At 45.9% G+C, this 24,154-nt stretch carries 25 protein-coding genes; 13 read left to right on the top strand and 12 right to left on the bottom strand.

Going from position 1 to position 24,154, the window contains the following annotated elements; genetic code table 11:
- Positions 1-41: 41 nt before the first annotated feature.
- Positions 42-437 carry a VOC family protein gene (locus tag CWB98_RS13655; RefSeq protein WP_138545370.1) on the bottom strand — a complete coding sequence of 132 codons (396 nt, stop codon included), beginning with the start codon at positions 435-437 and terminating at the stop codon, positions 42-44.
- Between the two features lie 14 nt (positions 438-451).
- Between CWB98_RS13655 and CWB98_RS13650 the strand changes: the two genes are divergently transcribed.
- The 3 genes from CWB98_RS13650 (at position 452) to CWB98_RS13640 (ending at position 3,506) form a co-directional block, all read left to right on the top strand.
- Positions 452-727, top strand: coding sequence for a ribbon-helix-helix domain-containing protein (locus CWB98_RS13650; protein ID WP_138545369.1), 276 nt, complete (start codon positions 452-454; stop codon positions 725-727).
- Positions 728-861: 134 nt separating this feature from the next.
- Complete coding sequence (locus CWB98_RS13645; protein ID WP_171045654.1) at positions 862-1,545, top strand: hypothetical protein; 684 nt, start codon at positions 862-864, stop codon at positions 1,543-1,545.
- Positions 1,542-3,506, top strand: a complete 1,965-nt coding sequence (locus tag CWB98_RS13640) for a winged helix-turn-helix domain-containing protein (RefSeq protein ID WP_138545368.1) — start codon at positions 1,542-1,544, stop codon at positions 3,504-3,506. The genes CWB98_RS13645 and CWB98_RS13640 overlap by 4 nt, the downstream gene beginning before the upstream one ends.
- A gap of 4 nt (positions 3,507-3,510) precedes the next feature.
- On the opposite strand, the gene CWB98_RS13635 is transcribed toward CWB98_RS13640, so the two are convergent.
- From CWB98_RS13635 to rplU, 7 genes are all read right to left on the bottom strand, one after another.
- A complete protein-coding gene (locus CWB98_RS13635; RefSeq protein WP_138545367.1) occupies positions 3,511-4,629 on the bottom strand; it encodes an alpha/beta hydrolase-fold protein in 1,119 nt (372 codons plus the stop codon).
- 312 nt (positions 4,630-4,941) lie between these two features.
- Positions 4,942-5,817 (bottom strand): UTP--glucose-1-phosphate uridylyltransferase GalU, encoded by an 876-nt coding sequence (gene galU, locus CWB98_RS13630; RefSeq protein WP_138545366.1) that lies wholly within the window; start codon positions 5,815-5,817, stop codon positions 4,942-4,944.
- 207 nt (positions 5,818-6,024) lie between these two features.
- Positions 6,025-6,345 (bottom strand): DUF3718 domain-containing protein, encoded by a 321-nt coding sequence (locus CWB98_RS13625; RefSeq protein WP_432765890.1) that lies wholly within the window; start codon positions 6,343-6,345, stop codon positions 6,025-6,027.
- A 131-nt stretch (positions 6,346-6,476) separates the two neighbouring features.
- Positions 6,477-6,968, bottom strand: a complete 492-nt coding sequence (gene folA, locus CWB98_RS13620; protein ID WP_171045653.1) for a type 3 dihydrofolate reductase — start codon at positions 6,966-6,968, stop codon at positions 6,477-6,479.
- Positions 6,969-7,058: 90 nt separating this feature from the next.
- On the bottom strand, positions 7,059-8,207 hold the full coding sequence (gene cgtA, locus CWB98_RS13615) for an Obg family GTPase CgtA (RefSeq protein ID WP_125780934.1): 1,149 nt from the start codon (positions 8,205-8,207) through the stop codon (positions 7,059-7,061).
- Between the two features lie 193 nt (positions 8,208-8,400).
- Complete coding sequence (rpmA, locus tag CWB98_RS13610) at positions 8,401-8,658, bottom strand: 50S ribosomal protein L27 (protein ID WP_010383519.1); 258 nt, start codon at positions 8,656-8,658, stop codon at positions 8,401-8,403.
- Between the two features lie 17 nt (positions 8,659-8,675).
- Positions 8,676-8,987: a 50S ribosomal protein L21 gene (rplU, locus tag CWB98_RS13605; protein WP_010383520.1), complete on the bottom strand. Its 312-nt coding sequence runs from the start codon at positions 8,985-8,987 to the stop codon at positions 8,676-8,678.
- A 356-nt stretch (positions 8,988-9,343) separates the two neighbouring features.
- Between rplU and ispB the strand changes: the two genes are divergently transcribed.
- Complete coding sequence (ispB, locus tag CWB98_RS13600) at positions 9,344-10,315, top strand: octaprenyl diphosphate synthase (protein ID WP_138545364.1); 972 nt, start codon at positions 9,344-9,346, stop codon at positions 10,313-10,315.
- Positions 10,316-10,371: 56 nt separating this feature from the next.
- On the opposite strand, the gene CWB98_RS13595 is transcribed toward ispB, so the two are convergent.
- A complete protein-coding gene (locus tag CWB98_RS13595) occupies positions 10,372-10,644 on the bottom strand; it encodes an oxidative damage protection protein (RefSeq protein WP_054014731.1) in 273 nt (90 codons plus the stop codon).
- A 34-nt stretch (positions 10,645-10,678) separates the two neighbouring features.
- A complete protein-coding gene (gene mutY / locus CWB98_RS13590; RefSeq protein WP_138545363.1) occupies positions 10,679-11,737 on the bottom strand; it encodes an A/G-specific adenine glycosylase in 1,059 nt (352 codons plus the stop codon).
- A gap of 130 nt (positions 11,738-11,867) precedes the next feature.
- Between mutY and trmB the strand changes: the two genes are divergently transcribed.
- The 5 genes from trmB to arcA all read left to right on the top strand — a co-directional run bounded on the left by trmB (position 11,868) and on the right by arcA (position 16,840).
- Positions 11,868-12,593, top strand: coding sequence for a tRNA (guanosine(46)-N7)-methyltransferase TrmB (gene trmB / locus CWB98_RS13585; RefSeq protein ID WP_125717102.1), 726 nt, complete (start codon positions 11,868-11,870; stop codon positions 12,591-12,593).
- Positions 12,594-12,641: 48 nt separating this feature from the next.
- Entirely contained in the window at positions 12,642-13,679 is a 1,038-nt protein-coding gene (locus tag CWB98_RS13580; RefSeq protein ID WP_138545362.1) for a methyltransferase, read from the top strand.
- 187 nt (positions 13,680-13,866) lie between these two features.
- On the top strand, positions 13,867-15,489 hold the full coding sequence (locus CWB98_RS13575) for an ATP-binding protein (RefSeq protein WP_138545361.1): 1,623 nt from the start codon (positions 13,867-13,869) through the stop codon (positions 15,487-15,489).
- A gap of 5 nt (positions 15,490-15,494) precedes the next feature.
- Complete coding sequence (locus CWB98_RS13570) at positions 15,495-16,013, top strand: YfiR family protein (protein ID WP_249364679.1); 519 nt, start codon at positions 15,495-15,497, stop codon at positions 16,011-16,013.
- A 107-nt stretch (positions 16,014-16,120) separates the two neighbouring features.
- Positions 16,121-16,840: a two-component system response regulator ArcA gene (gene arcA, locus CWB98_RS13565; protein ID WP_010383531.1), complete on the top strand. Its 720-nt coding sequence runs from the start codon at positions 16,121-16,123 to the stop codon at positions 16,838-16,840.
- Between the two features lie 7 nt (positions 16,841-16,847).
- On the opposite strand, the gene arcB is transcribed toward arcA, so the two are convergent.
- Positions 16,848-19,175, bottom strand: a complete 2,328-nt coding sequence (arcB, locus tag CWB98_RS13560; protein WP_138545359.1) for an aerobic respiration two-component sensor histidine kinase ArcB — start codon at positions 19,173-19,175, stop codon at positions 16,848-16,850.
- 271 nt (positions 19,176-19,446) lie between these two features.
- Between arcB and folE2 the strand changes: the two genes are divergently transcribed.
- From folE2 to CWB98_RS13540, 4 genes are all read left to right on the top strand, one after another.
- Positions 19,447-20,367, top strand: a complete 921-nt coding sequence (folE2, locus tag CWB98_RS13555; RefSeq protein WP_138545358.1) for a GTP cyclohydrolase FolE2 — start codon at positions 19,447-19,449, stop codon at positions 20,365-20,367.
- Positions 20,368-20,510: 143 nt separating this feature from the next.
- Positions 20,511-21,101, top strand: coding sequence for a DUF2726 domain-containing protein (locus tag CWB98_RS13550; protein ID WP_138545357.1), 591 nt, complete (start codon positions 20,511-20,513; stop codon positions 21,099-21,101).
- Positions 21,102-21,228: 127 nt separating this feature from the next.
- Positions 21,229-21,936, top strand: coding sequence for a 5'-methylthioadenosine/S-adenosylhomocysteine nucleosidase (gene mtnN / locus CWB98_RS13545; RefSeq protein ID WP_138545356.1), 708 nt, complete (start codon positions 21,229-21,231; stop codon positions 21,934-21,936).
- 1 nt (position 21,937) lies between these two features.
- Positions 21,938-22,888: a cobalamin biosynthesis protein CobD/CbiB gene (locus CWB98_RS13540; protein ID WP_249364675.1), complete on the top strand. Its 951-nt coding sequence runs from the start codon at positions 21,938-21,940 to the stop codon at positions 22,886-22,888.
- 60 nt (positions 22,889-22,948) lie between these two features.
- On the opposite strand, the gene tyrS is transcribed toward CWB98_RS13540, so the two are convergent.
- Positions 22,949-24,148, bottom strand: coding sequence for a tyrosine--tRNA ligase (tyrS, locus tag CWB98_RS13535; protein ID WP_138545430.1), 1,200 nt, complete (start codon positions 24,146-24,148; stop codon positions 22,949-22,951).
- Positions 24,149-24,154: the final 6 nt, after the last annotated feature.

Genomic DNA, 24,154 nt, shown 5'->3' with positions numbered 1-24,154 from the left:
GCCACGGATTATCCACGGATTATCCACGGATTATCCATGGCTTACTTAAACGTCTCTGAACGTTCAATGACTTCAATCTGGTAGCCGTCAGGATCGGCAACAAAGAAAAAACGTGCTACCAGCGTATCGCCGTTGTAAAACGACTTCATCTCTTTGGGCTGGTAACCCAGCGCCTGTGCCTTAGCATGCACTGGGGCTAAATCATCCACCACCACAGCAATATGACCATAGCCATTACCTAACTCATAGGGCTGCTGCGTATCATGATTCCAGGTAAGCTCTAATTCAAATTCAGCCTCATCGTTACCCAGGTAAACCAGGCTAAAATCATCAAACTCAATGCGCCTGCGCTCGCCCAGTGCTAATACATCGTGATAAAATGTCAGGGATTTTTGCAAGTCCATTACCCTAACCATGCTGTGAATGAGTTTTGCCATCAAGGAGTCCTCTTATGTGTGAATTATATGCCTCGGCCAATCCAGCCAGCTATGAGGTAATACGCCGCTCGATGCGTATTCAGGGGGCCGTAACCAGCCTGGCACTGGAGCGTCAGATCTGGGAGCTGTTACAAGAAATAGCAACCGCAGAGCAGCTCAGCGTGGCCGAGTTTGTCTCGACCCTCTACCAGGAGGTGCTGGAGCGTCAGGGCGAGGTAAAAAACCTGGCCTCTTTGTTGCGGATCACCTGTTTAACCTACCTGGCCGATCATACGCGTAGTCGCAGCTAAATAGGTAGTATCTGGCTACTACATTGAGATTAAGCTTTTGCTTATTACTAAAAGCCGATAAACTTATCTCAACTCATTCTTAGTAATCCTTTGAATTGTGTGAACTATTTAGGCACAAGGTATAGCGCTATCTTATGAAATCTCACTTAGGCCGACGCGCATTTTCCAATATGGAGCTGTACACCCTGTTTAACGGCTACATTTATGGTGATGAAAAACAAAAGCGTGAACAGCCGAAGCATTGGCACTTCTGGTTGCCTGTGCTGGCATATTACACCGGTGCCTACAGCGACGAGATTGGCAATTTAACGTTTTCAGATATCAGCAAACAAGAGCAGGTTCACGGTTTTACCTTCCATACTCATGGTAAGTTACAGGCCCGCTTTGTGCCCATTCACCCTGCACTATGGCACGCCGGATTACAGGACTATCTACACTTCTTAGAACAACAAGGCCACAGCCGGCTGATGTTTGATTTACCCGCTAAATCAGGCCGCTTCAGTGAAAAAGTCAGGATCTGGTTTTCCGGAGAAGGTGAACGACTGGGTTACTTACAAAAGTGTGGTCTGCCCAATGTCGACCAGCAAGGTATGAAAACTGCTATCAGCAGCTTGAGACTGAACTTTGAGCAGCAGGTACACATCTCAGCTATCCAGCAGGGTAACAAAGCCGCCATGCTGTATTTGCTGGGCCTGAAAAATGATGGCCAGATCCTTCAGCAACCCAAAGCTCAGCAACTCAAGCAAATACTCACACAGGTGAGAGTGATTAATCCCAATATTCACTGGCAGCGCTTTACGGAGCGTCATGGACAATGATAGTCAGTATTAATCACAGAGAGATAAACTTACACAGCGGTGAAATCAGCTACCAAGGTGAAGTGAGTGTGCTGGAACCCAAAGTGCTTGCCGTGCTAAACGCCCTGCTTGATGCTGAAGGCCAATTGCTCTCCACTGAAAAAATACTGGATACCGTCTGGGCCGATGTCGTGGTTGGGCCTAATGCGGTACAAAGGTGTATCACGCAATTAAGAAAGCACCTCGGTGATGATAGTAAAACCCTGATTAAAACCTTCCCCAAGCTTGGTTACAGACTGCAAATATCACCAACAACACGGGTTTCAAGGCAAGCAAACTATCTATATCCAATTGCTGTATTGCTAATGATGCTCGTACTTGCAGGTGTTTTATGGCCCAGCGAAAAACCACCATACCGTATAGCCCAACTACTATCCGATAGCTATGAGTCGGGCAATGAAAGTCAAAGCAATATCTATAACGAAAAGTTGGTGTATGTACGCCATGGAGAAGAGCAAAATTCCACACAACTGATGCTACGGGCAACATTACATGGTCCAGCAGAAGTCTTGCACCAGGCTCATTCATTTGTCGATACTCCAGCCTTTTCGCCAGATGGACGTACCTTACTCGTTTCAGAACAGACTATATACCAGCAAACCAAATGCGCTCAGTTACGACGTATCGATCTCACCACACAGACCAGTCAGGCTTTACTGCCATGCCAGAAAAACCGGTTCCGTTTTGCTCGATGGCGCACTAGTCGAGAGATTATCTATGGTCAGGAGGATAATCACCGTCATATTACACTCTGGCGTCACCAGCTGGTACCAGGAGCTAAGGCTCAGCGCCTGCGACTTCCCAAAGAAATACAACAAGTAGCCGCTTTTTCAAACCAGGCAGATCAGTTGTTTATCAGTGGTAAAGACATCAATAACACCGCTCAGCTGTGGCACATAAGATACGAAGGTATACACCCTGAACTCGTTAAACAGATAGCGTTAAGTTATGACCCCTTTGACGCTTCACAGCCTCTGGTGCTGCCTGATGAGACCTTAGTACAGAGTATTCGCGACCAACTTCACTTCTACCCTCCTGACAATGCCCCTTACTCTTTGACTTTACATGGAAGTGGACAGCTCAATCTCAGCGCTGTGACCCACACAGGTGAGCTTCTATTGTCTCGTGCCGCTCAAGCGAACCAAATTATGCGACATATCAAGCAGGGAGAAAAGTGGGCTTCAACCCCCGTCGCTCTCGGCAATCCGGCTCATAATTTGGCTCTTTTTCAGCCCAATGGCGAGGCCGTGGCTTTTCTCTCTGTACGCTCGGGCAAGCAACAACTTTGGGTATGGCATGACCGGGCTTTAACGCAGCTCACAAAAGGTGCTGAAGTTCTCTCTTTTGTCTGGCATCACGAAGGGCATTCGCTATATGCCCTCACGCAGGACGCGTTGCTTAGCGTGGATCTGTCTGGGTATACCATACCACTAAAAACCGATATTCTGCCTTCTATACTCATGCAATCAGATGAAGACGCACAGGGCCACTTTCTGCTAACTGCGCACGACAACTCTGTCAGCTTATTCAGACCGCAACAGTCAACAAACCACACTTTGCTCGAAGGCCCTATTCACTGGGCACAATACACTCGTCAAGGCAACTTGCTATTCGCGACCTCTGATCATCCGCACTTAATGCAATGGAGCAATGGCACAAGCACCCCTGTGTCTGACATACAACATATACACCTACAGTGGCGTTTTTTCTATCATCATGGCGTATTATTGCTACCGGACAAACAAGGGGTTATCTGGCAATATGACCCTGTAACTATGGAAAGTATAAGTTTAACCAAACCGAACTCTGACTTTCAGTTGCTAAGCGATGCTTTCAGTGCACCGCTCAAAGTGTTAGATTTGACAAACCAGGCGCCCAGCAGCACGTTACTCAGACTTAAACTCGCCAAGAGCAATCATTAGATAGCTAGAAGTGAGCTGTCTTAAGCTGTGCCTGAATATAGTCAATGGCACGCTCATCCCGTTGAGCTTTCGCCTTAACAAGCGCTTGCTCAAAGACCTCTTTCGACAGTACACGTTTTCCATTCACGTTAAGCGCTTGTGCATAACGGATACGATAGTGAAGCTCCTCAGGGGCCTGCTTGATAAGCTCTTCATAGACAGGCAGCGCATGTTTACTCAGCCCTTGTTCCATATAGTACAGTGCCAGGCCGGCCAGGCTGCCAGACACTGGAATGTCATATCCATACTTACTTTTCAACTTACGATAATATGCCTGTAACCCACTGATTCCTTGTTCTGCAAAAGGAGAAAAGTCAGTGATTTGACGATCCGAAAATAATGCTTCAACCCCATGATAGAAGGCAATCTGCACTGCACCCAGGTAATTTTCTTCACTCAGATCTGTAAGCAACACGTGTTCCCGAGTTTTTAACTTACTAACCAGGGCGTCAAAATAAGGGCGATTGTTGGCAAAATTTCCCAAGCTGAGATATAAGTAGCGCTGCTTCAGGCCAACCATCAGCCTGCTTTGTATATCTTCAGACCAAATTTTGTCTTCCAACTCCCAAGCTGGATTGATTAGAATAGCCGCCTGATACACTTCAGGAAAATGACTAAACAAGTATAAAGATTGATTTGCCCAAGTTGAGAATCCCTCCAGCACTCTGAAAGGTGCAGCTCTATAATGCACTTCCAGATACGGTAACAGTTCCTGAACCAATATATTACCTAATAACTGGTCCATGCTGCCTTGCTGAGCCTGCTTCGGTATTGCCGCTTGAATATTCGGAATACGCAGGAGTATGACTTTCGGCATGGGACCAAAGTCAGCATGACTCAACCAGTCAATCTGGGCTCGCAGTGCTTCAATACGGCTATCACCAGATGAGGTGATGATTACTGGGTAACGTTCCTGAAGGTGATCAGAATAGCCTTTTGGCAAATAAACTTCGGTCTCAACCTGCGTCTTTAAAATAGCGGAATGAAAACTGATCGTATGCTTCTCAGATTGGATACCTGCCGCTATTAAGCTATTGGATATTATAAATAAAAAAATAATAGTTAGAAATTTGAGATAGTTCATATTGGCTCCTTTGTGAGTGTTTTAAGCTAACCGAGGAGACACAATAATGCCTGAGCAAAGGTTGAAATTTTGCTGATAAAACGCTGATCAGAGGGTAGAGCATCTGGATATAAAAAACCGACTCTGGGCCGGGCTTAATTATCTGGGTCGTTATATCCCTTCAATTACACATAACTAATTGAAGGGATTCATCCTGCAGATAACAGTGCTTAAAGCTTCTCTAGTACAAACTGAATGTTAGGCATAGAGTCGCGAATTTTGCCGGGCTACCGCCGAGATATTTTCATCTCAGGGGCGGCAACTAAAGTATGCTCAGAGTGACCTCACAAACTGGCTAAATTCTTCACCCAGTTTTTCATCACGCATCGCATATTCTACGATGGCTTTCAGGTAGCCCATTTTGTCACCGCAGTCATGCGCACGGCCGCTCATATGGAAAGCTTCTACGCTCTCGTTTTCCATCAGCATATCAATCGCGTCGGTTAACTGGATCTCACCACCTGCCCCAAGCGGCGTACGCTCAAGTAGAGGCCAAATATTGCGTGACAAAACATAACGGCCAACAACCGCAAGGTTAGAAGGCGCTTTATCAACCGCAGGCTTCTCAACCATGTGGTTAATAGGTGCACTTTCGCCTGGCTTTAACTCCACTCCCTGAATATCTGCAATACCATATTTATTTACGTCTTCGCGAGGCACAGGTTCAAGCATAATCTGGCTTCGCTTGGTCTCAACAAACCTGTTGACCATAGCAGCCAGGTTCTCTTTGCATTGATCAGCAGTATATTCATCCAGGATCACATCAGGTAAAACCACTACAAAGTCGTCATCACCAACAATCGGCTTAGCGCATAATACCGCATGTCCGAGCCCCTTAGCTTCACCCTGCCTGACGTGCATAATTGTCACGCCCTCTGGGCAAATTGAGCGCACTTCTTCAAGCAGAGTACGCTTTACCCGCATCTCTAGTGTTGCTTCAAGCTCAAAGCTGGTATCAAAGTGATTTTCAATCGCATTTTTTGAAGAGTGAGTGACTAAAACAATTTCAGAAATACCCGCAGCTGCACATTCTTTCACTATATACTGAATGAGAGGTTTATCGACCACAGGCAACATTTCCTTTGGAATAGCCTTAGTCATAGGTAACATGCGTGTACCAAGTCCAGCGACAGGTATTACAGCTTTCATAGTTCATCCATTATTGCGTTGAGATGGTGATGTAACTTATCACCATATAAAAGTTCGTGTGACAGAGTATTTTAATCGAATATACTGGTAGTGCAAGTTTAGTAATATGCCTTTAATTCAGTGAAATAAATAAAAAATGCCCGCTCACATTACGTGCCGGGCATTTCTGGTAATACTCTGTTAGACGCTAAGGTCTTTATAGGTTGCTTAAAGACCAGCGCGCTTTTTGATAGCGGCAATCAAAGCTGAACCACCATGGCCATTGCTTTCTGCCCAAGCGATATCAGCACCATCTTCTAAAGCACTCTTAGGCAGGCTCTTGACGATAAATTCACCTGCATCTACGGCATTATTAGCGATAGCGTGGCGCAGCATATTGTTACCATTACACTGAATTGAATCGTATACGTTACGGATTTTAACCCGCGAGCTCTTAAGCGTACTGCGGATACGTCTTTTATCGTCAGCTGCAATATACTCGCACAGAGAAACTGCCAGCTGGTCGTTTGCTTTGCTCGCAAAACTCATTGTTAATGCCGAAACGCCAAGACTCACACCAATAACTAAAGGAATTACTTTCATCACCAATCACCTAGTACTTTTTTCGTAAGAACAAACGCTCAATATTGTATCAACCAATACAATTGTTAGCAACAAAGTTATATTCCTTTATTTAGAGTTACGAACTTATAACTATACAAATTTTTCTCATCTGCCTCAAAAGCTTGGCATGCCACCTCGTGCCAATCGCCTACTTGCGTATGGTCCGGAAAGCGCGTGTCTCCTGAGACTTCCAAGTCTATATAAGTTAAATAGAGCCGGTTACTTAAGGGTAGAAACTGTTCATAAATATTTCCACCTCCAATGATCATTACTTCTTCACATCCGTCAACTAAAGCCAACGCGTCTTGTGGTGATGAAACCACTTCAATCCCTTCAGCACTGTAATTTAAGTTGCGGCTGATCACTATATTTCGCCTGCCGGGGAGAGGGCGACCAATAGATTCAAACGTTTTGCGCCCCATTATCACAGGTTTATTCAGAGTGACCGCTTTAAAATGTTTCAAGTCAGCCGGTAAATGCCAGGGCATGGCGTTGTCATCGCCAATGATACGTCCGTTTGCCATTGCGGCAATCATTGATATTATCACAATTACACTCCACTCATACTTTTATACTAAAAAAGGGCCTGAGGCCCTTTTTATGCCAATCCGACTAATAAAGCTTTAACACGGATTGAACTATCTTTCGTAGACGACTTCTACATCGTAGTCATCTTCATCCCAGTCATCCCAGTCATCATCGTTGTCCTGGGTTGCCTGACGGTGGTAAGTATCCCACTTGAATTCGACTTCTTCTTGCTCTTGTTCTTCGAACTTGTCGCGTGGCATGCTATCCAGCAGACCCTGAATGTCGTAACACAACTGCTGAGTATTGAACTTATTTGCAGCAGAAATGCGATATACATGCTCAGCATCCAGCTCTTCAGCAATGCGCTGACACACTTCTTCCAGCTCGTCTTCTGCAAGTAAGTCTATTTTGTTCAGCACCAACCAACGAGGTTTGTTGGCAAGTTTAGGGCTGTACTGGTGTAGCTCATTAATGATTGCGAATGCATTATCAACCGGATCTGTACCATCAATTGGCATCACATCGACAACGTGCAGCAACACGCGACAACGCTCAAGATGCTTAAGGAACCGAATACCCAGACCAGCACCATCCGACGCACCTTCGATTAGCCCGGGAATGTCGGCAATAACAAATGACTTGTTTGCTTCTGCACGTACCACACCAAGATTAGGTACTAAGGTAGTAAACGGATAATCCGCCACTTTAGGTTTTGCCGCAGATACGCTACGAATAAAGGTAGATTTACCCGCATTTGGCAAGCCAAGTAAACCGACGTCAGCCAGCAACATCAGCTCCAGCTTTAAATTGCGTACCTCACCAGGTGTACCCAGTGTTTTTTGCCTTGGCGCACGGTTTGTGCTCGATTTGAAGCGAGTATTCCCTAGCCCGTGATAGCCACCTTTAGCGACCAGTAGCTTTTGTCCATGTTTTGTCAGATCACCCAGACATTCCTGAGTATCAACATCCGTCACGCGTGTCCCTTCAGGTACTTTCAGGATTAAGTCGGTGCCTTTTTTACCTGTCATATTACGACCGTGACCATTGGTGCCGCGCTCAGCACGGTGAAACCGTTCAAATTGGTAATCAATCAGGGTATTGAGGTTTTCGTCTGCCTCAAGGTAAACGCTACCTCCGTCTCCGCCGTCGCCGCCATCAGGGCCACCGTCGGGTACAAATTTTTCGCGGCGAAATGAAACGACACCGCTTCCACCGTCTCCGGCTTCCGCGCGGATCTCTACTTCATCGACAAACTTCATGGTTACTCTCTTACTGGTTGTTCAGCACCTGCTATTATAGCAAGTTCATAGCGGCTTGATCAGCATGGGCAAATGCCTAACTACCGGTATGTGGCTCAAATCTGACAGGAATAAGGTTAGAACAAATTAGAGTGCTGCTCTATAAAAACAAAAAACCCCGCCTAAGCGGGGTTTTTCAATATTCTTTTACCGATTACTCAGCAATGATGCTAACGTATTTACGGTTCAAAGGACCTTTCTGCTCAAAAACAACTTTACCGTCTGCTTTTGCGAAGATTGTGTGGTCTTTACCGATACCTGCGTTAGTACCTGCGTGGAACTTAGTACCACGTTGACGAACAATGATGTTACCCGCTAGTACAGATTCACCACCGAAACGCTTAACACCTAAGCGTTTACTTTCTGAATCGCGACCGTTACGAGTACTACCAGCTGCCTTCTTATGTGCCATCTTTCTGTACCTCTAAATTAAGCGCTAATGCCAGTGATTTTAACTTCAGTGAACCACTGACGGTGGCCCATCTGCTTACGAGAATGCTTACGACGTCTAAATTTAACGATCTTAATTTTCTCGCCACGACCGTGAGAAACAACCTCAGCTGTAATCTTACCACCGTTTACGAACGGCGCACCGATCTCGATTTTTTCACCATCAGCTACAAGAAGTACTGAATCAAATTCAATTGATGCACCAGTCTCAACGTCTAGTTTCTCTAGACGAATTGTTTGACCTTCAGTCACACGGTGCTGTTTACCACCACTTTGGAAAACCGCGTACATAATTAACTCCGTCTGTGCGCCCTCAAATCGACGCAACTTAATATTCTTCAATAGGGCGCGAAGTTTACGCTAATGTGCTACTTCGCGCAAGCCCTAGATCGCAAATAAATGAATAAAAAATAGCTAACTTGAGGGCGTAATAATATTTTCATTTATTCTAACGAAAAGGTGTGATAAGCCAAGCTCTTTTTACTTTCTCACCCACGAATTCTGATATGAAACGACCATAAAGAACAAAAAACAAACAAAAGCATCGATTTTTTAACCTCTATCAAGGCAAGTTATCGAGTCATGGGAATTTTTAATGTACACTTGCGACTCGAACATCCCTGAATGAGGCTTTAGCTCGGAGCGTTATGGATATCAAAGCGATCCAGAGATTGATTGAGCAAGACATGCTTGCCGTTAATCAACTTATAGGCGACCAAATGCAATCTGACGTCGCACTGGTTAATCAACTTGGCTTATATATAGTCAATAGTGGTGGAAAACGCATCCGCCCTATGCTGGCACTTTTGGTTGCTAAAGCATTAGGCTATCAGGGCGATAAACACGTTACACTGGCGACCATTATCGAGTTTATCCACACAGCCACTTTGCTACATGACGACGTGGTTGATGAATCCGCTCTGCGCCGGGGCGAACCCACAGCCAATGCCGAATTTGGTAACGCGGCAAGCGTGCTAGTTGGTGACTTTATATACACCCGCTCCTTTCAGCTGATGGTTGGGCTGGAGAATATGGAAGTCATGCAAATCCTGGCTGATGCGACCAATGTTATCGCTGAAGGCGAGGTTTTACAGCTAATGAACTGTAACGACCCGGATACGACAGAACAAAGCTATATGCAAGTGATATATAGTAAAACGGCTAAACTGTTCGAAGCAGCCACTATGCTACCCGCGGTTATTTTGGACCAGTCAGAGGCAACCAAAGACGCCCTGAAACTCTATGGTATGCACTTGGGTACAGCCTTTCAGTTAGTTGATGATGTGCTGGACTACAGCGCCAATGCTGAGCAACTTGGAAAAAACATTGGTGATGACTTAGCCGAAGGCAAACCGACATTGCCGTTAATTTATGCGATGCGTCACGGCACTGACCAGCAGGTTGCACAGATCCGTGATGCCATAGCAAACGGTAATGGCCTTGATAACCTAAACGAAATCCTGGCTACACTTGAGCAAACTAACGCGCTGGAACACACCATGGAGCGCGCCCGTACTGAGTCGCAAAAAGCGATTGAGCAACTTAGTGTACTAGCGGAATCTGAACACAAAACCGCACTGATTTCATTAGCGAAGCTCGCAGTAGAGCGCAGTTATTAAGCTGCAAAAAAGACGTTAAAAAAGGCTGCCTGAGCAGCCTTTTTTAGTTGAGGTGATTACCCTTCTTTTGGGCGATAACCTTCAATCTCAACGTCTTTACCTTCAAACAAAAAACCCACCATCTGATCTTCAAGTTGCTGGCGGTGCTCAGGATCCATCATGTTCAGATGTTTCTCATTGATCAGCATAGTTTGTTTATGCTGCCATTGTTGCCACGCTTCTTTACTGATGTTGTTGAAGATACGTTCGCCAACTTCACCCGGATATAATTGAAAATCCAGTCCCGGTGCTTCTTTTTGTAACTTTTGACAAAATACGGTACGTGCCATCTCTTTACCCTTTATGCATTCGTTTAGGTTAAGTTTACCCCATTGCCTTTAATACTTTAACCAACTTTTTAGTCGGTGCAGCCAGGCCCACTTCGGCAGGTTGTGCTAACTCATACCACAATAATGGGTTGTCGTGCACACAATCCGGGATTTGATTTAAATCGATAACCACAGGAGTAATGGTCAGCTCAAAGTGCGTGAATATATGAACAAAAGACGCCAGTGTTTGACGACTTCCTGCTATGCCCTGTTGTACCAAAAATGCTTCAAGTTCTGCAAGCTCAGTGAACTCAAAGAAACCAAATAGTCCTCCCCAGATGCCACTGCTTGGCCGTTTTTCCATTAATACTTTATCCTCTGCACGCATTATCAGATGATATGCTGCTTTCCTGGGCTTCACTTTTTTAGGCTTAGAGTTAGGAAATTCCTTCACCCTGCCCAGCTGATACGCCTGACAACGACTGACCAGTGGACAAGCCTCACAATCAAAATTGCTGCGACTACATAAACTGGCCCCCAGATCCATCATTGCCTGATTGTATTCAGTCACCCTGTCTTTTGGTGTCAGCGCATCGGTTAATGCCCACAGGTGATTTTCAACCTTCTTAACGCCATACCAGCCTTCAACCATAAAAAAACGGGCCAGTACACGTTTTACATTACCATCCAGAATCGGGTGTGGCTGCCCCAGAGAAAGAGAAAGCACCGCCCCCGCAGTAGAGCGACCGATACCTGGTAGCGCCATCACCTGTTCCAGCGTTTCGGGGAATCTCCCCTGATACTCATCACGGACAATTTTTGCGGTCTTGTGCAGGTTTCTTGCTCGGGCGTAATAACCAAGGCCAGTCCAGTGGTGCAATACTTCGTCTTCTGGTGCATTGGCCAGGTCGATTATGGTCGGAAAACGCGCCATAAAGCGTTCAAAATACGGGATAACAGTCACAACCTGAGTTTGTTGTAACATTACTTCTGACACCCAAACTTTATATGGGGTCTTCTCAAGTTGCCAGGGCAGCGTTTTACGCCCGTGTAACTGGTACCAGTCGACAACTTGCTTGGCAAACCACTGGGCTTGCTCATTATTTACTGTCATTGCGAGACTCTGCTTTTACTTGCTAATACACGCGCCAGTGTATGAAGCTTTTTTCAAAGGTCAAGCTCTTGTACTTGGCGCTGCGAATAGCGATAATGTGCGCCCATTTTTTACACCGAAGATGAAGACCATGAACGAATCGAGTAAAACCGCTCTGGAACAAGCCGAGCAGGAAGGCAAGTACATTCGCAAAGTACGTAGCTTTGTAAAACGTGAAGGCCGCCTGACCAAAGGACAAGCTGCCGCCATTGAAAAATGCTGGGCAACGATGGGCCTGGAGCATGCTCAGGGTCGCCTGGACTTTACTGAGGTGTTCGGCAACGACAACGATGTTGTGGTTGAAATTGGCTTTGGCATGGGTAAATCTCTGGTTGAAATGGCAAAAAACGCGCCAGACCAGAATTTTATTGGTATTGAAGTACACCGTCCGGGTGTTGGTGCCTGTTTAATGGAAGCCGACGAACAGGGCGTCACTAACCTGCGCGTATTTGAACATGATGCGGTTGAAGTGCTGGCAGATTGTATCCCAGACGGTAGCCTGGCAAAACTTCAGCTGTTTTTCCCGGATCCATGGCACAAAAAACGCCACCATAAACGCCGTATCGTTCAGGCCGAATTTGTCGAGAAGCTCCGCACTAAGTTGCGTATCGGGGGTGTTTTCCATATGGCAACAGACTGGGAAAACTACGCAGAGCATATGCTGGAAGTAATGCAGTCAGCGCCAGGTTTTGCCAACCAATCAGACAGCAACGACTACGTACCTCGCCCGGATTTCCGCCCCCTGACTAAATTTGAGCAGCGCGGTCACCGCCTGGGTCATGGTGTATGGGATCTGATGTTTGAACGTACAGCCTAACCTGTCATTGCTACCGGGGCGCCCTGCCCCGTCTATTGTGGACCTCTGATGCAAAAATTAACTAACCCTAGCTTATTGCTGCTGCGCAACGAAGAAGAGCTGACAGGCCAGCATATTTTGGTGATCAACCATCAGCGTGATAGCTTCCTGTCTGAGCTGAAGCAATTAAATCCACAGGCGATCATCAGTGCATTTAGTTATGACTTTGCCGATCACCTGGCTGCTGATTCGATCGCAGATATTGACAGCCATGTGTCACACAGCTTGCCTGCGCTCGATGATTTAGACCTAATCATTTATTACTATCCAAAGTCCAAGCCTGAAGCACAAATGATGTTCGACAATATTCGTGCACTGTGCTCTGAAAAGACCCGTTTACTGGTGGTTGGAGAAAATAAAGGCGGTGTTAAGTCGGCAGAAAAGCAGCTGCAAGATAAATGCGAAGCACATTACAAGCTCGATAGTGCCAAGCATTGTATTTTGTACGAATTTGCCCAACTGCAACCTGAGGCAAACTTTGACATTGCCAGCTATCAGCAAACCTTCACCATTAAAGTTGCCGGGCAAGAGTTTGAAGCTGTCAGTGTCCCTGGTGTGTTTAATCACGGCAAGCTGGATATCGGGACGAAACTACTACTGGAAAACCTTAAATTGCCCGCCCACGGTAATATGCTCGATTTTGGCTGTGGTGCAGGGATCATCGCAACCTTTGTCCTTAATCAGTCTCCAAAGATTCGCTTCAGCTGCCTGGATGTCAATGCATTAGCTTTATATGCCTGTGAACAAACTTTGCGCTTAAATGGTCATCAGGCTGAACTGGTGCTAAGCGATGGTCTCAAGCAATTAACAGGTCGCTTCGATGCCATTATCAGCAATCCGCCTTTTCACACCGGTATTAAAACCGATTATGATATTGCGCAAGGGTTTATCAACGGTGCTACCAAACATATGAGCAAAGGTGCTCAGCTGCATATTGTTGCTAATAGCTTCTTGAAGTACCCACCACTTTTAGAGGCACGTTTCGGGCATTGCGATACACAGATAAAAAACACCAAATTTGCAGTTTATCGTACGACCCTGAGCTGATGTAAAGCCAGTTCAAAGCGATGATTGAACTGGCCCCAATCCCATCTTGTCTTCCTCCTGGCCTTACTGACATCCCCTGTAAAAGAGCAAAGTGCTGAATCGTTTCGTAAAATGTGAGCTTTTTTGTGTTCTATACTGCTAAACTAAAGTGAGTGAATAGCATGCAAGCGGGATTTGTGGTCTCCCAATGGGTAAATACGCAACGAAAACAAGTATAAGAAAAGTGCTGATCAGTGCCGTCATGCTAGTAACGGCGCTGTCTTTGTCCCTGTCTATCTCAATTTCAACCTATCTTGACGTTAAAAAGCAAAAGCAGCTGATCATCAACAAGCTGGAGATGATCGCCGAGATCATTGCGTTTAATGCTCAGGTAACGCTGATTTTCGATGACAGAAAAACCGAAGAAAAGCGCCTAAAATCGTTTGATAAGGTTGATTTGGTCAAGAACATTCACATCTATGCGATTGATGACGTGACCAACAGGCCCGTTTTTTTCACCAGCTACAATGCCAGTAAAACGCCGCCTGTGCCGCTCAAAGTCAATCAAATAGAAGAACTCAGAACACCCAAGATATCCGAAGACTACATTGAGCTTATCCTGCCCGTAGAGTACGAAGGCAACATAGAAGGATATGTTTACCTGCGCGGTGGCCTTGAGCACCTGGCAGAATACATTAACAGGAAAATTCTGGTCGATATCGCGTTAACTCTGTTTGTGCTGGTGCTGGTGATGTTTGTCGCCCGGGGGATCCAAAAACGTATTGCCAGTCCGATCGAGTCTCTCTCTGTTCTGTTGCAGGACGTGTCGAAAAATCACAACTATGCTACCAGGGCGGAAAAAAGTGACATAGAAGAAATTAATATTCTGGCAAACAACCTCAATATTATGCTTACCAGGACGCAAAACCAGCTTGAACGCCATCAGGCTGACAAACAGGAAATAAAGCAACTCAACCAGAGTCTGGAAGAAAAAGTAAACCAGCGTACGATAGCGCTTAGAGAAGCAAACCAGGAGCTGCTTAACACCCTGGAGCGTATGCACCAGTATCAGAATCAGATTGTTGAAAATGAAAAAATGGCCTCACTTGGGCAAATGGTTGCAGGCGTTGCACATGAAGTTAACACGCCTATTGGCCTCGGTGTAACAGGTTCGACATTGCTACGCGATAAACTCAGCGATATTGAAACCGCCTTCCAACAAAAGACATTGACGTCAAAGCAGCTGGAACGTTTCATTAAAGAAGGGATTGAAAATCTGGATCTCATTTATCGTAACCTCAACAGAGCGGCCGATCTTATTTCCAGCTTTAAGAAAGTGGCAGTGAGCCAGGATATCGAGATCAATTCAGACGTCAACATCACTAAATTGCTCAACGCAGTCATGGGGGCTATGCGCACAGAACTGGCGCTCAAGGCACCACAGATACATATTGACTGCCCTGAAGACCTCACCATCAGAAGTAAATCTGGTTTATTACAACAGGTGTTTGAACAGTTGTTTTCAAATTCTCTGGTGCATGGTTTTATGAGTAACGAAAATAACGAAATTGCTATAAAAGTGAACCGTGAAGACCCGCAATTAACGATTGTATACAGCGACAATGGCGTAGGTGTGCCTAATGCGATTAAAAAGCGTATTTTTGATCCATTTGTTACAACACGACGGGGGGAAGGTGGCAGTGGTCTGGGTATGCACCTGGTATATAACCTGGTCACTCAGGCACTGGGGGGAAGCATTACACTGCAGGAAGATTATAAATCAGGTACTCAATTTGTGATTAGCCTGCCTCTGAAAGGAGGTACACAGTGAGATTAATGTACCTATTTATTTTGTACTCACTTGCGTTTTTTTCTACATTTAGTTACGCAAAATCGCCCGAGGAAATCCGCTCAGCTTTTTTATATCAAATGGCAAAGTTCATTGATTTTCCTGAGCAAAAAAATAAGAAAACGACCCGTTTTTGTTTTTATGATATCAAAAAAGGTCCAGGCGCTGTTTTATATAGTAACCGTACCTTAAAAATACGTTTAAAGCCGATCGAAATAATCGAAGTGAAAAAGTCTGAGTCATTGCGGGAACTTTCACAACGATGTGATATCACATACATTGATGAAACAATGGAAGATGATATACTCTCCGCTTGGACCGATACAATGGCCCTAAGTATGGTAACTGTGGGCGAAAGTATCGAATTTTTGGAAGGGGGTGGGATTGCGTCCTTGGTCCAGGAAGGGAGTAAGATAAGGCTGTATATAAACAAGCAAGAAGTCACTCAGCACAACTTTAAAGTGCTTTCTCGGTTGCTTGCCGTGTCCAAGTTTTATCCTAACTGATTTTACTTGTTAACAATTGAATATACTCCTATAATCGTTAACATTCGGTTTTATTATATAACGCCGATGATTTTGTAAATACAATATTCCGAAAAGGTTAATTAATAATGCAAACGCCAGTCATTCTAATTGTTGAGGATGAAGACGTAACTCGACTGAACCTCGTTAGTTTATTTGAAGCCGAAGGTTATAAGGTAATTGAAGCCATTGATGGCGATGATATGCATGAAAAATTGACATCTAACGATGATGTCAACTGTGTGATCATGGATATTAACCTGCCTGGTAAAAATGGCCTTATCCTGGCTCGTGAGTTACGCCAGAAGAAAAACATCGGTCTTATTTTCTTGACCGGTCGTGACAACGATGTCGACCGTATTCTTGGTCTTGAGATCGGTGCCGACGACTATGTCACTAAGCCTTTCAACCCGCGTGAACTTACAATCCGCGTGCGCAACCTGATCACTCGTACCGGCTCAAGCCCGGAGGAGTCTAGTATTGACAGCAATGGCGTCATTACATTTAACGGTTGGGAGCTGGATGAGAATAGCCGCTGCCTGACTTCACCTACAGGTGAAGCGAAACGTTTGCCGAAGGGCGAATACCGTGCACTGCGTCTTATGCTGGACTCACCGGGTCGTATCTTCAGTCGTGAGCAGCTGATCAAGCACATGACAGGCCGTGAGCTGCGTGCCAACGACAGAACGGTAGACGTTACTATTCGTCGTATCCGTAAGCACTTTGAAACCGACAACAACACGCCTGAACTGATCAGCACCATTCATGGTGAAGGCTACCGCTTCATCGGTAAGATCGATAGCCAATAAGTTTGCGTTACGAGTTTTCAGCGAGCTTTGCAATTAATGAGTGAAGGGCAGATTGCCCTTCTCTTATTTTCACTTCCAGTTCATCCAGCCAACCAGCACGCTGCTCTGTGCCTACCTGAGCACCTTCCAGTTCCATCGTTTTAGCATGTAATTGCACATTTTGCAGACCAACAGATCCTGCGGCGCCTTTTAGTTTATGTGCCACAGACACATAAGTCTCAGTATCCGCATTTTGATTAGCCTCATCCAGCTCTTTGTAATAAGTCGGGTTAAGACGAGCAAATAAGTCACAGCTGCGCTTGAAGGGCTCTATACCCATAGATGATACAAAATCAGTGATTGTCTCCACATCCAGTAAAGCCTGCTCTTGCTCACTCAATTGCAAAGGCTCTGACCGGGGCGAAGCTTGTTTGTCTTTGCTTGCTTCTATCCCAAACAGCTCCGCAAGCATCTTGTCCAGCTTTGTGGTGTTGATCGGTTTTGCTAGTGCGCCCTGGATGTCAATGCCTTGCAGCTCTTGCTCTGCGCTACGCACATTGGCCGTCAACGCCACAATAGGTAACTCATCAAAATGGCTATCGGCGCGGATCTGCCTTGCTACTTCATCACCATTAATATCTGGCAGCTGCATATCTAGTAAGATAAGATCCAGCTCGTCTTCAGTTTCAACCATAGACAAAGCATCTTCTCCGGTTTCAGCCCAGATAACTTCATGCCCGCGCTGCTCCAGCAAGTTCGTCGCTATCTCTGCATTGAGTGGCACATCCTCAACCAACAGAATATAAAGACTGCGCCCTGCATAGCTTTGCTCATTTGGTGCGGCACACAACTCCAATGGCAACTCAACATCAAAACGGCTTCCCTCACCCTGCATGCTACTGACATGAATTGTACCTTTCATGGCATGCACCAGAGCTTTTGTCACGGCCAGACCAATGCCCGAACCAATGGCGTTATTGCCACTGGCATCCGGCGCTTTATAGTACATATCGAAAATCCGTTCCTGCTGATCAGAGGGGATACCCATACCCGTATCAATCACACTAATCGACAGCCAGGGACCGTCATCACGATTTTCACGGCGACACTCAAGTGTCACACCACCGCGGTGCGTGAATTTCACCGCATTGTTGATCAGGTTCCACAATACCTGACGTAGTCGGGTAGGATCTAATAAAGCATGAATATCCAACAGGCCAGTGCGTTTAATATTGAACTCAAGCCCCTTTTGCTCAGCAATCAGACCAGCAAAGTTCACTACATCATTAATAAAATCTGAGACATTGATACTGTCAGTCGCAATATCCAGTTGTTCCCTGTCTATCTTGTCCAGATCGATAATATCATTGAAAATATTACCTAAAGTTTCCGCACTGGAGAATACGGTGTTACACCAGCTCTTTTGCTGTTTGGTCAGCTCAGTGTCGAGCAACATACGGGTCAGTCCGACAATGCCATTGAGCGGCGTGCGAAGCTCATGGCTCAATGTGGCAATAAATTTCCCTTTATCTTTGTAGGCTGTTTCAAGCGCCTGTTCCGCTTCTTTACGACTGGTGATATCACGCCCAAACGCCAGCAGCCCGATATATTGCCCATCGTCATTTATAAAGGGCAGCTTGCGCATCTCAAACCAGCAGTTTTCATTGGCTACCGGATATTCAACATCAACATTGATAGATTGCTGGGTCTCAATCACGTGTTCATCGGTTTGCAGTACCTCTGGAATATCTTGTTCACCAAATACCTGCTGTACCGTATGCCCGATGAGCTGCTCGCTGGTTTTACCAATGACTTGTTCGAATTTCTTGTTACACCCGGCAAACACCCCACGCTCATCCCGGTAATAGAATAAATCAGGAGAAGAGTCCACAATACTGCGCAGTAGCATACTTTGTTGCGCCAGTTCCTGCTCTGCTTTACGGCGCTCCGAAATCTCTTTGCGCAGCTCTGCTATCGCCCTGTGCTTGGCATGCAGTGCCATCTTCCGCTCATCAATTTCATTATTTAGGCGGTTAATATTGTCCTTGAGGGTCTGATTGAGCAACTTTTCCTGCTGCGTGGCTGACTCCAGATACTCCTTTGAAGCATCGAGCTGACGCATTGCATAGATAGCAACAGAGAGTAACAGTGGTGAGGTTAAGGCCGCGAATAATACGACGGACAACACATTGACCAGTGTCACTTCACCAAGTGCGACATAATAAAACATGCACGCCAACACCAGAGACACGATCAGCACAAATGCATAGGCGACAATACCCGCCCAACGGTCTCCGTAGTTCCTAATCAAATTTGATAAAATTCGGGCCCAGGTCCCAAATGAAGAGTCAAGCATAATAAAATCACCTAGTTAACTTCTACATTATACCTGACCCAAACACAGAAGCGAGTCACCAAAAGTCGCAAGCGACATTGCACAAACCAAAATAACCTCGCCAGCTCCCGTATTCAGGGTCTTTCGTGGATGTTTAGAAAGTCGACTTAAGCGTATGAATTTTTGCACACTTGGGCGATTTTTTTACCAGATAATTTCCAATAGGCTCGGCAAGTTGTGACATTTTGGTGTAACATGCCTCCCCCTTATAGTCGTGATTAAGAGAGTTCAAATGCCAACTTCAATGCCTGACATTGCACATTCTGCTGACGCCTTACAAGAAGGTAAGCTGGACTGGGTAGGAATGGGAAATATCGAGCTGCCTTTATTGTTATCCAGCAAAGGGTTGAATGACACGCCTGTCACTGCCAAAGCAGACGCGTTTGTCAGCCTTGACAGAAAAGATGCCAAAGGCATTCATATGTCACGACTATTTTTGGCACTCGACGAGTTATCGTGTGAAAAGACATTGTCACCGGCTTCTATCCGCGCAGTGCTGGACAGTTTTATTACCAGCCACGAAGGTCTGAGCCATAGCGCTAAAGTGACCTTTAGTTTTGAACTTCCCCTGCGTCGCTCCTCATTGCTGAGTGGTAAACAAGGGTGGAAAAATTACCCGGTTATTATCACAGCCACCCTGCAGGATGGCCAGTTTAATCTGGAGTTGGCTCTTGATGTCACGTATTCATCAACCTGTCCCTGTTCGGCCGCACTGGCTCGTCAACTGATCCAAAACGCCTTTGAGCAAAAATTTGCCGATCAGTCGCTCGACCATGCCAGTGTGCATGCCTGGTTAGGTACAACTGAAGGCATTTTAGCCACTCCACACTCTCAACGCTCTGTGACCAACATCAAAGTGAAACTGGATGAACACTGTCAGGAGTTTGACATTCTAGGGTTAGTAAATCAGGTGGAAGATGAATTGAAAACCCCGGTTCAGGCGGCGGTTAAACGTGAAGATGAGCAGGAGTTTGCCCGTCTTAATGGCCAAAACCTGATGTTCTGTGAAGATGCAGCAAGAAAGCTTAAAGCCCTGTTTGAAAAGGAAAATTATCAGGATTATTATATCAAGATAAACCACTATGAGTCTTTGCATGCGCACGATGCCGTTGCATATGCTGTAAAAGGCCTGAAAGACGGCTATCGCGTCTAACCCGGCAGCGCTCGGCTCTGCTCCATTTTGCTCGGCGAGGTGTACATCGCCGAGCAAAATTGATAATTACCCCACCAGCAATCACTTTAGGCACGCTCTTTGCTTAATAATCACCAAGTCAAATTGTTGTCGTGGAGTGATTTATGGAACTAACATTACTATCTATTCTTGCGCTGGTCGTTATTGCTTCCATTGTTATTTCAAAGTATACGGATACTGGCGGTAATCCTTATCCGTTTAATCGAAAAGATTCCGTATTTACGACGGTCGAAGCCTCTTTCCTGCAACTGCTAGAACGTTCAGTGGGTGACAAGTTTAAGGTTGTAAGCCGAGTCAAACTGATTGAAATCATCGAGTGCAAACCAGGCTTGTCTAAAAAGGCGCGTCGCTCAGCCATTACCAAAGCACAAAACAAGCAGCTCGATTACGTATTGGTTGATAAAGAGACCCTGAACATTGTTGCCGCAGTCGATCTGGTTAACAACGCCAATAAAAACGGCCACAAAGCGCAGAAAGACTGGTTTGTCAGTGGTGCCCTGGAGTCTGCGGGTATTCCGCACATTCGCATGAAAGTCAAAAGTGGCTATAAAAGTGCAGAAGTGCGCGCTGCTATCCTGTTCAAGCTGGGTAAAAAGCCAGAGCCACAAAGCAAACCGCGCAATCGCAATTACAAACCTGCGGTTCTCTCGCCTTCGCAAGCCAAAGCAGCCGCAACCCAGTTAGCCGAAATATAAACAAGTCTATTCGCTGTCGCCCATATTATGGGCTGACAGCTAAACACCTTTACCCACCTAACTCCATATTCTCAGCGCCCATTTATGATATATAATGAGCAGCACTGTTAAAAAATAAGAGAAGACTATGAAAGTAGGCATTATTGGCGCCATGGAACAGGAAGTCACTATCCTGCGTGGCGCAATGAAAAACACACAAACCGCAACCAAGGGCGGGTTTACCTTTTACCACGGAGAACTGGGTGGTCATGAAGTTACCCTGGTTCAGTCTGGTATCGGTAAAGTAGCAGCAACCGTTGCTACCACTTTGCTTATCGACAACTATACACCGGATTGTGTGATCAACACAGGCTCTGCCGGCGGTTTCGACCCCGAACTCAATGTCGGTGATGTGGTGATCTCTTCAGAAGTGAAACACCACGATGTAGACGTTACCGCATTTGGCTATGAACTGGGTCAGGTCCCGCAAATGCCTGCAGGTTATAGCGCGCACTCGGCTCTGGTTGATGCCGCTCAGCAAAGTGTCGGTGAATTGGCAGATATTCAGACGAAAGTTGGTCTTATCTGTACTGGTGATTCCTTCATGTGCGACCCTGTACGTATCGATAAGACGCGTCAGGATTTCCCGGAAATGCTTGCCGTTGAAATGGAAGGCGCAGCGATCGCTCAGGCTTGCCATGTGTTAAACACCCCTTTTGTTGTGATCCGTTCATTGTCTGATATCGCAGGCAAAGAATCACCACAATCGTTCGAAGCTTATCTGGAAATTGCCTCAGTGAACTCTTCAAAACTGGTTACTGCTCTGCTGGCTAAGCTGGATCAGGTTTCGCTTTAAGGTGTTAACAGAACAATTGCAAGCCCATACGGGCTTGCTAATATTTTTGCTGGCGACACTCAGTGCAATAGGATTCAGAACCTCCAGCCTGTATCACCCCAATGTGCTCATGACCTTACTGTTTGCGAATCTCGCACAGAAAGTCTACCGACCAAAAGCCGCCGTGGGTTATCAATTGCTGTCCGGTAGTCTCGCATTTGTACTGCCAATCCTGACCATGTTGATCTTACTCGCCACACTCGGCTATTTATCTTTCTACCCCCAGTGGCTTGGTGGCTTAGTACTATTTCTTTGTCTTGATATTCAACATGAGCGCCGTGCAAAGCGCATTGCCATCTTAGTAAAACAACAACAAAAGGCCGCCGCGCGTCAGTTACTAAGTGCCATGGTCAAACGAGATGTCGATAAACTTTCTGCCATGGGCATTTGCAAGGCTTGCCTGGATAGTCTGGCACTACGAGGGATCAGACACTTTTATGTGGTGATTATCTTCTATCTCATTGGTGGACCTTTACTGGCCCTGAGCTATAAGCTGATGCTAGTCTGTGATCAGGCTTGGCGCAGCAAGATGCGACCCGATATCTCATTTATGAAGCCTCTGCAGGTATGTCTGACGGTATTAGAATGGTTACCCGTGCGGGTGTTAGTCCTAATGATGGCGCTGACACAAAACCTCAATAAGACACTCCATTACCTCAGGCATTATGGCCAGTTTTATCGACCCGGTAACTCAGGCTGGATTTTAACGTTATTCTCGGCGAGCCTGAACACGCAACTGGCGGGGCCGCGCTTTTATCAGCAACAGCGCTTTGACAATATGCGCATTGGCAGCGATACCCCACCTGAACCCGAGACCATAGCATTGATGCTGAAATTACTGGCGACCATGCGCTGGTTTTTCCTCTGTGCACTGTGTTTATGCTGGTTAACCGTTAATATTCTGACCCATTAAAAAAGGCGACCTGAAGGTTCGCCTTTTTCATGTTCGTATTCGCTTGATCAGCTCGTCGGATTATTCAACGCTGATTTTGGCGAATTTACGTTTACCAACCTGATAAATCGCCGTGGAGCCTTTTTCAACGCTCAGTTTAGAGTCTGTGACTTTCTCTTCGCCATTAAGCTTAACCGCGCCTTGTTTGATCATCCGCATTGCTTCAGAGGTACTGGCTACCAGGCCAGCTTCTTTCAACACATTGGTAATGAAAGTTGTCGATTCCGCGATAGTAATGGTCACTTCAGGAATATCATCTGGCAGTGCATTTTTCTGGAAACGCTTGATAAAGTCCTGATGAGCCGCTTCGGCATCCGCTTCACTGTGGAAACGTGCAATCATTTCTTTGGCAAACTCGATTTTAATGTCTCGTGGGTTGCGACCACCAGCCACTTCTTCTTTCAGACCAGCAATCTCTTCCAGAGATTTAGCACTGAGCAACTCATAGTAGCGCCACATCAGCTCATCAGAGATCGACATCACTTTACCAAACATATCGTTTGGTGCATCTGTGATACCAATGTAGTTGCCCAAAGACTTGGACATTTTCTGCACCCCGTCGGTACCTTCAAGCAGCGGCATCATCAGCACGGTCTGCGGCTTCTGACCTTCTTCTTTTTGCAATTCCCTGCCCATCAACAGGTTAAAACGCTGATCGGTACCACCCAGCTCAACATCTGCTTCAAGCGCTACAGAGTCCCACCCCTGAACCAGAGGATACAGGAATTCATGGATGGCAATTGACTGACCGCCAGCGTAACGCTTTTTGAAATCATCACGTTCCAGCATGCGGGCAACCGTTTGACGTGCTGCAAGCTTGATCATGCCCGCACTGCCTAATTTTTCCATCCATTCGGAATTGAACGCTACTGTGGTTTTAGCTGGATCCAGGATCTTAAACACTTGCTCTTTATAGGTTTCAGCATTGGCCAGGACATCGTCACGTGTCAGTGGCTTACGTGTGACATTTTTGCCGGTTGGATCACCAATCATGCCTGTGAAATCCCCGATCAGGAAAATGACCTCGTGGCCTAAGTCTTGGAAAGTTTTTAGCTTGTTGATAAGGACAGTATGGCCCAGGTGCAGATCTGGCGCTGTTGGATCAAATCCGGCTTTGATCCGCAACTTTTTACCAGACTTCAGTCTTTCTTTTAAATCTTCTTCAATCAGAATCTCTTCAGCACCACGCTTTATCTCTGCCAGTGCCGTTTCTATGTCCACAGTTGT

Source organism: Pseudoalteromonas rubra, from assembly GCF_005887115.1.
In the GTDB taxonomy this organism is placed as follows: domain Bacteria; phylum Pseudomonadota; class Gammaproteobacteria; order Enterobacterales; family Alteromonadaceae; genus Pseudoalteromonas; species Pseudoalteromonas rubra_F.
Note: the sequence above shows the minus strand (reverse complement) of the source record. Positions and strands in the feature narration are given on the sequence as shown.

Coding starts and splice junctions, on each gene's coding strand:
- CWB98_RS13655 (WP_138545370.1), bottom strand. CDS start 437: ATGGCAAAACTCATTCACAGCATGGTTAGGGTAATGGACTTGCAAAAA.
- CWB98_RS13650 (WP_138545369.1), top strand. CDS start 452: ATGTGTGAATTATATGCCTCGGCCAATCCAGCCAGCTATGAGGTAATA.
- CWB98_RS13645 (WP_171045654.1), top strand. CDS start 862: ATGAAATCTCACTTAGGCCGACGCGCATTTTCCAATATGGAGCTGTAC.
- CWB98_RS13640 (WP_138545368.1), top strand. CDS start 1,542: ATGATAGTCAGTATTAATCACAGAGAGATAAACTTACACAGCGGTGAA.
- CWB98_RS13635 (WP_138545367.1), bottom strand. CDS start 4,629: ATGAACTATCTCAAATTTCTAACTATTATTTTTTTATTTATAATATCC.
- galU (WP_138545366.1), bottom strand. CDS start 5,817: ATGAAAGCTGTAATACCTGTCGCTGGACTTGGTACACGCATGTTACCT.
- CWB98_RS13625 (WP_432765890.1), bottom strand. CDS start 6,345: ATGAGTTTTGCGAGCAAAGCAAACGACCAGCTGGCAGTTTCTCTGTGC.
- cgtA (WP_125780934.1), bottom strand. CDS start 8,207: ATGAAGTTTGTCGATGAAGTAGAGATCCGCGCGGAAGCCGGAGACGGT.
- rpmA (WP_010383519.1), bottom strand. CDS start 8,658: ATGGCACATAAGAAGGCAGCTGGTAGTACTCGTAACGGTCGCGATTCA.
- rplU (WP_010383520.1), bottom strand. CDS start 8,987: ATGTACGCGGTTTTCCAAAGTGGTGGTAAACAGCACCGTGTGACTGAA.
- ispB (WP_138545364.1), top strand. CDS start 9,344: ATGGATATCAAAGCGATCCAGAGATTGATTGAGCAAGACATGCTTGCC.
- CWB98_RS13595 (WP_054014731.1), bottom strand. CDS start 10,644: ATGGCACGTACCGTATTTTGTCAAAAGTTACAAAAAGAAGCACCGGGA.
- mutY (WP_138545363.1), bottom strand. CDS start 11,737: ATGACAGTAAATAATGAGCAAGCCCAGTGGTTTGCCAAGCAAGTTGTC.
- trmB (WP_125717102.1), top strand. CDS start 11,868: ATGAACGAATCGAGTAAAACCGCTCTGGAACAAGCCGAGCAGGAAGGC.
- CWB98_RS13580 (WP_138545362.1), top strand. CDS start 12,642: ATGCAAAAATTAACTAACCCTAGCTTATTGCTGCTGCGCAACGAAGAA.
- CWB98_RS13575 (WP_138545361.1), top strand. CDS start 13,867: ATGGGTAAATACGCAACGAAAACAAGTATAAGAAAAGTGCTGATCAGT.
- CWB98_RS13570 (WP_249364679.1), top strand. CDS start 15,495: ATGTACCTATTTATTTTGTACTCACTTGCGTTTTTTTCTACATTTAGT.
- arcA (WP_010383531.1), top strand. CDS start 16,121: ATGCAAACGCCAGTCATTCTAATTGTTGAGGATGAAGACGTAACTCGA.
- arcB (WP_138545359.1), bottom strand. CDS start 19,175: ATGCTTGACTCTTCATTTGGGACCTGGGCCCGAATTTTATCAAATTTG.
- folE2 (WP_138545358.1), top strand. CDS start 19,447: ATGCCAACTTCAATGCCTGACATTGCACATTCTGCTGACGCCTTACAA.
- CWB98_RS13550 (WP_138545357.1), top strand. CDS start 20,511: ATGGAACTAACATTACTATCTATTCTTGCGCTGGTCGTTATTGCTTCC.
- mtnN (WP_138545356.1), top strand. CDS start 21,229: ATGAAAGTAGGCATTATTGGCGCCATGGAACAGGAAGTCACTATCCTG.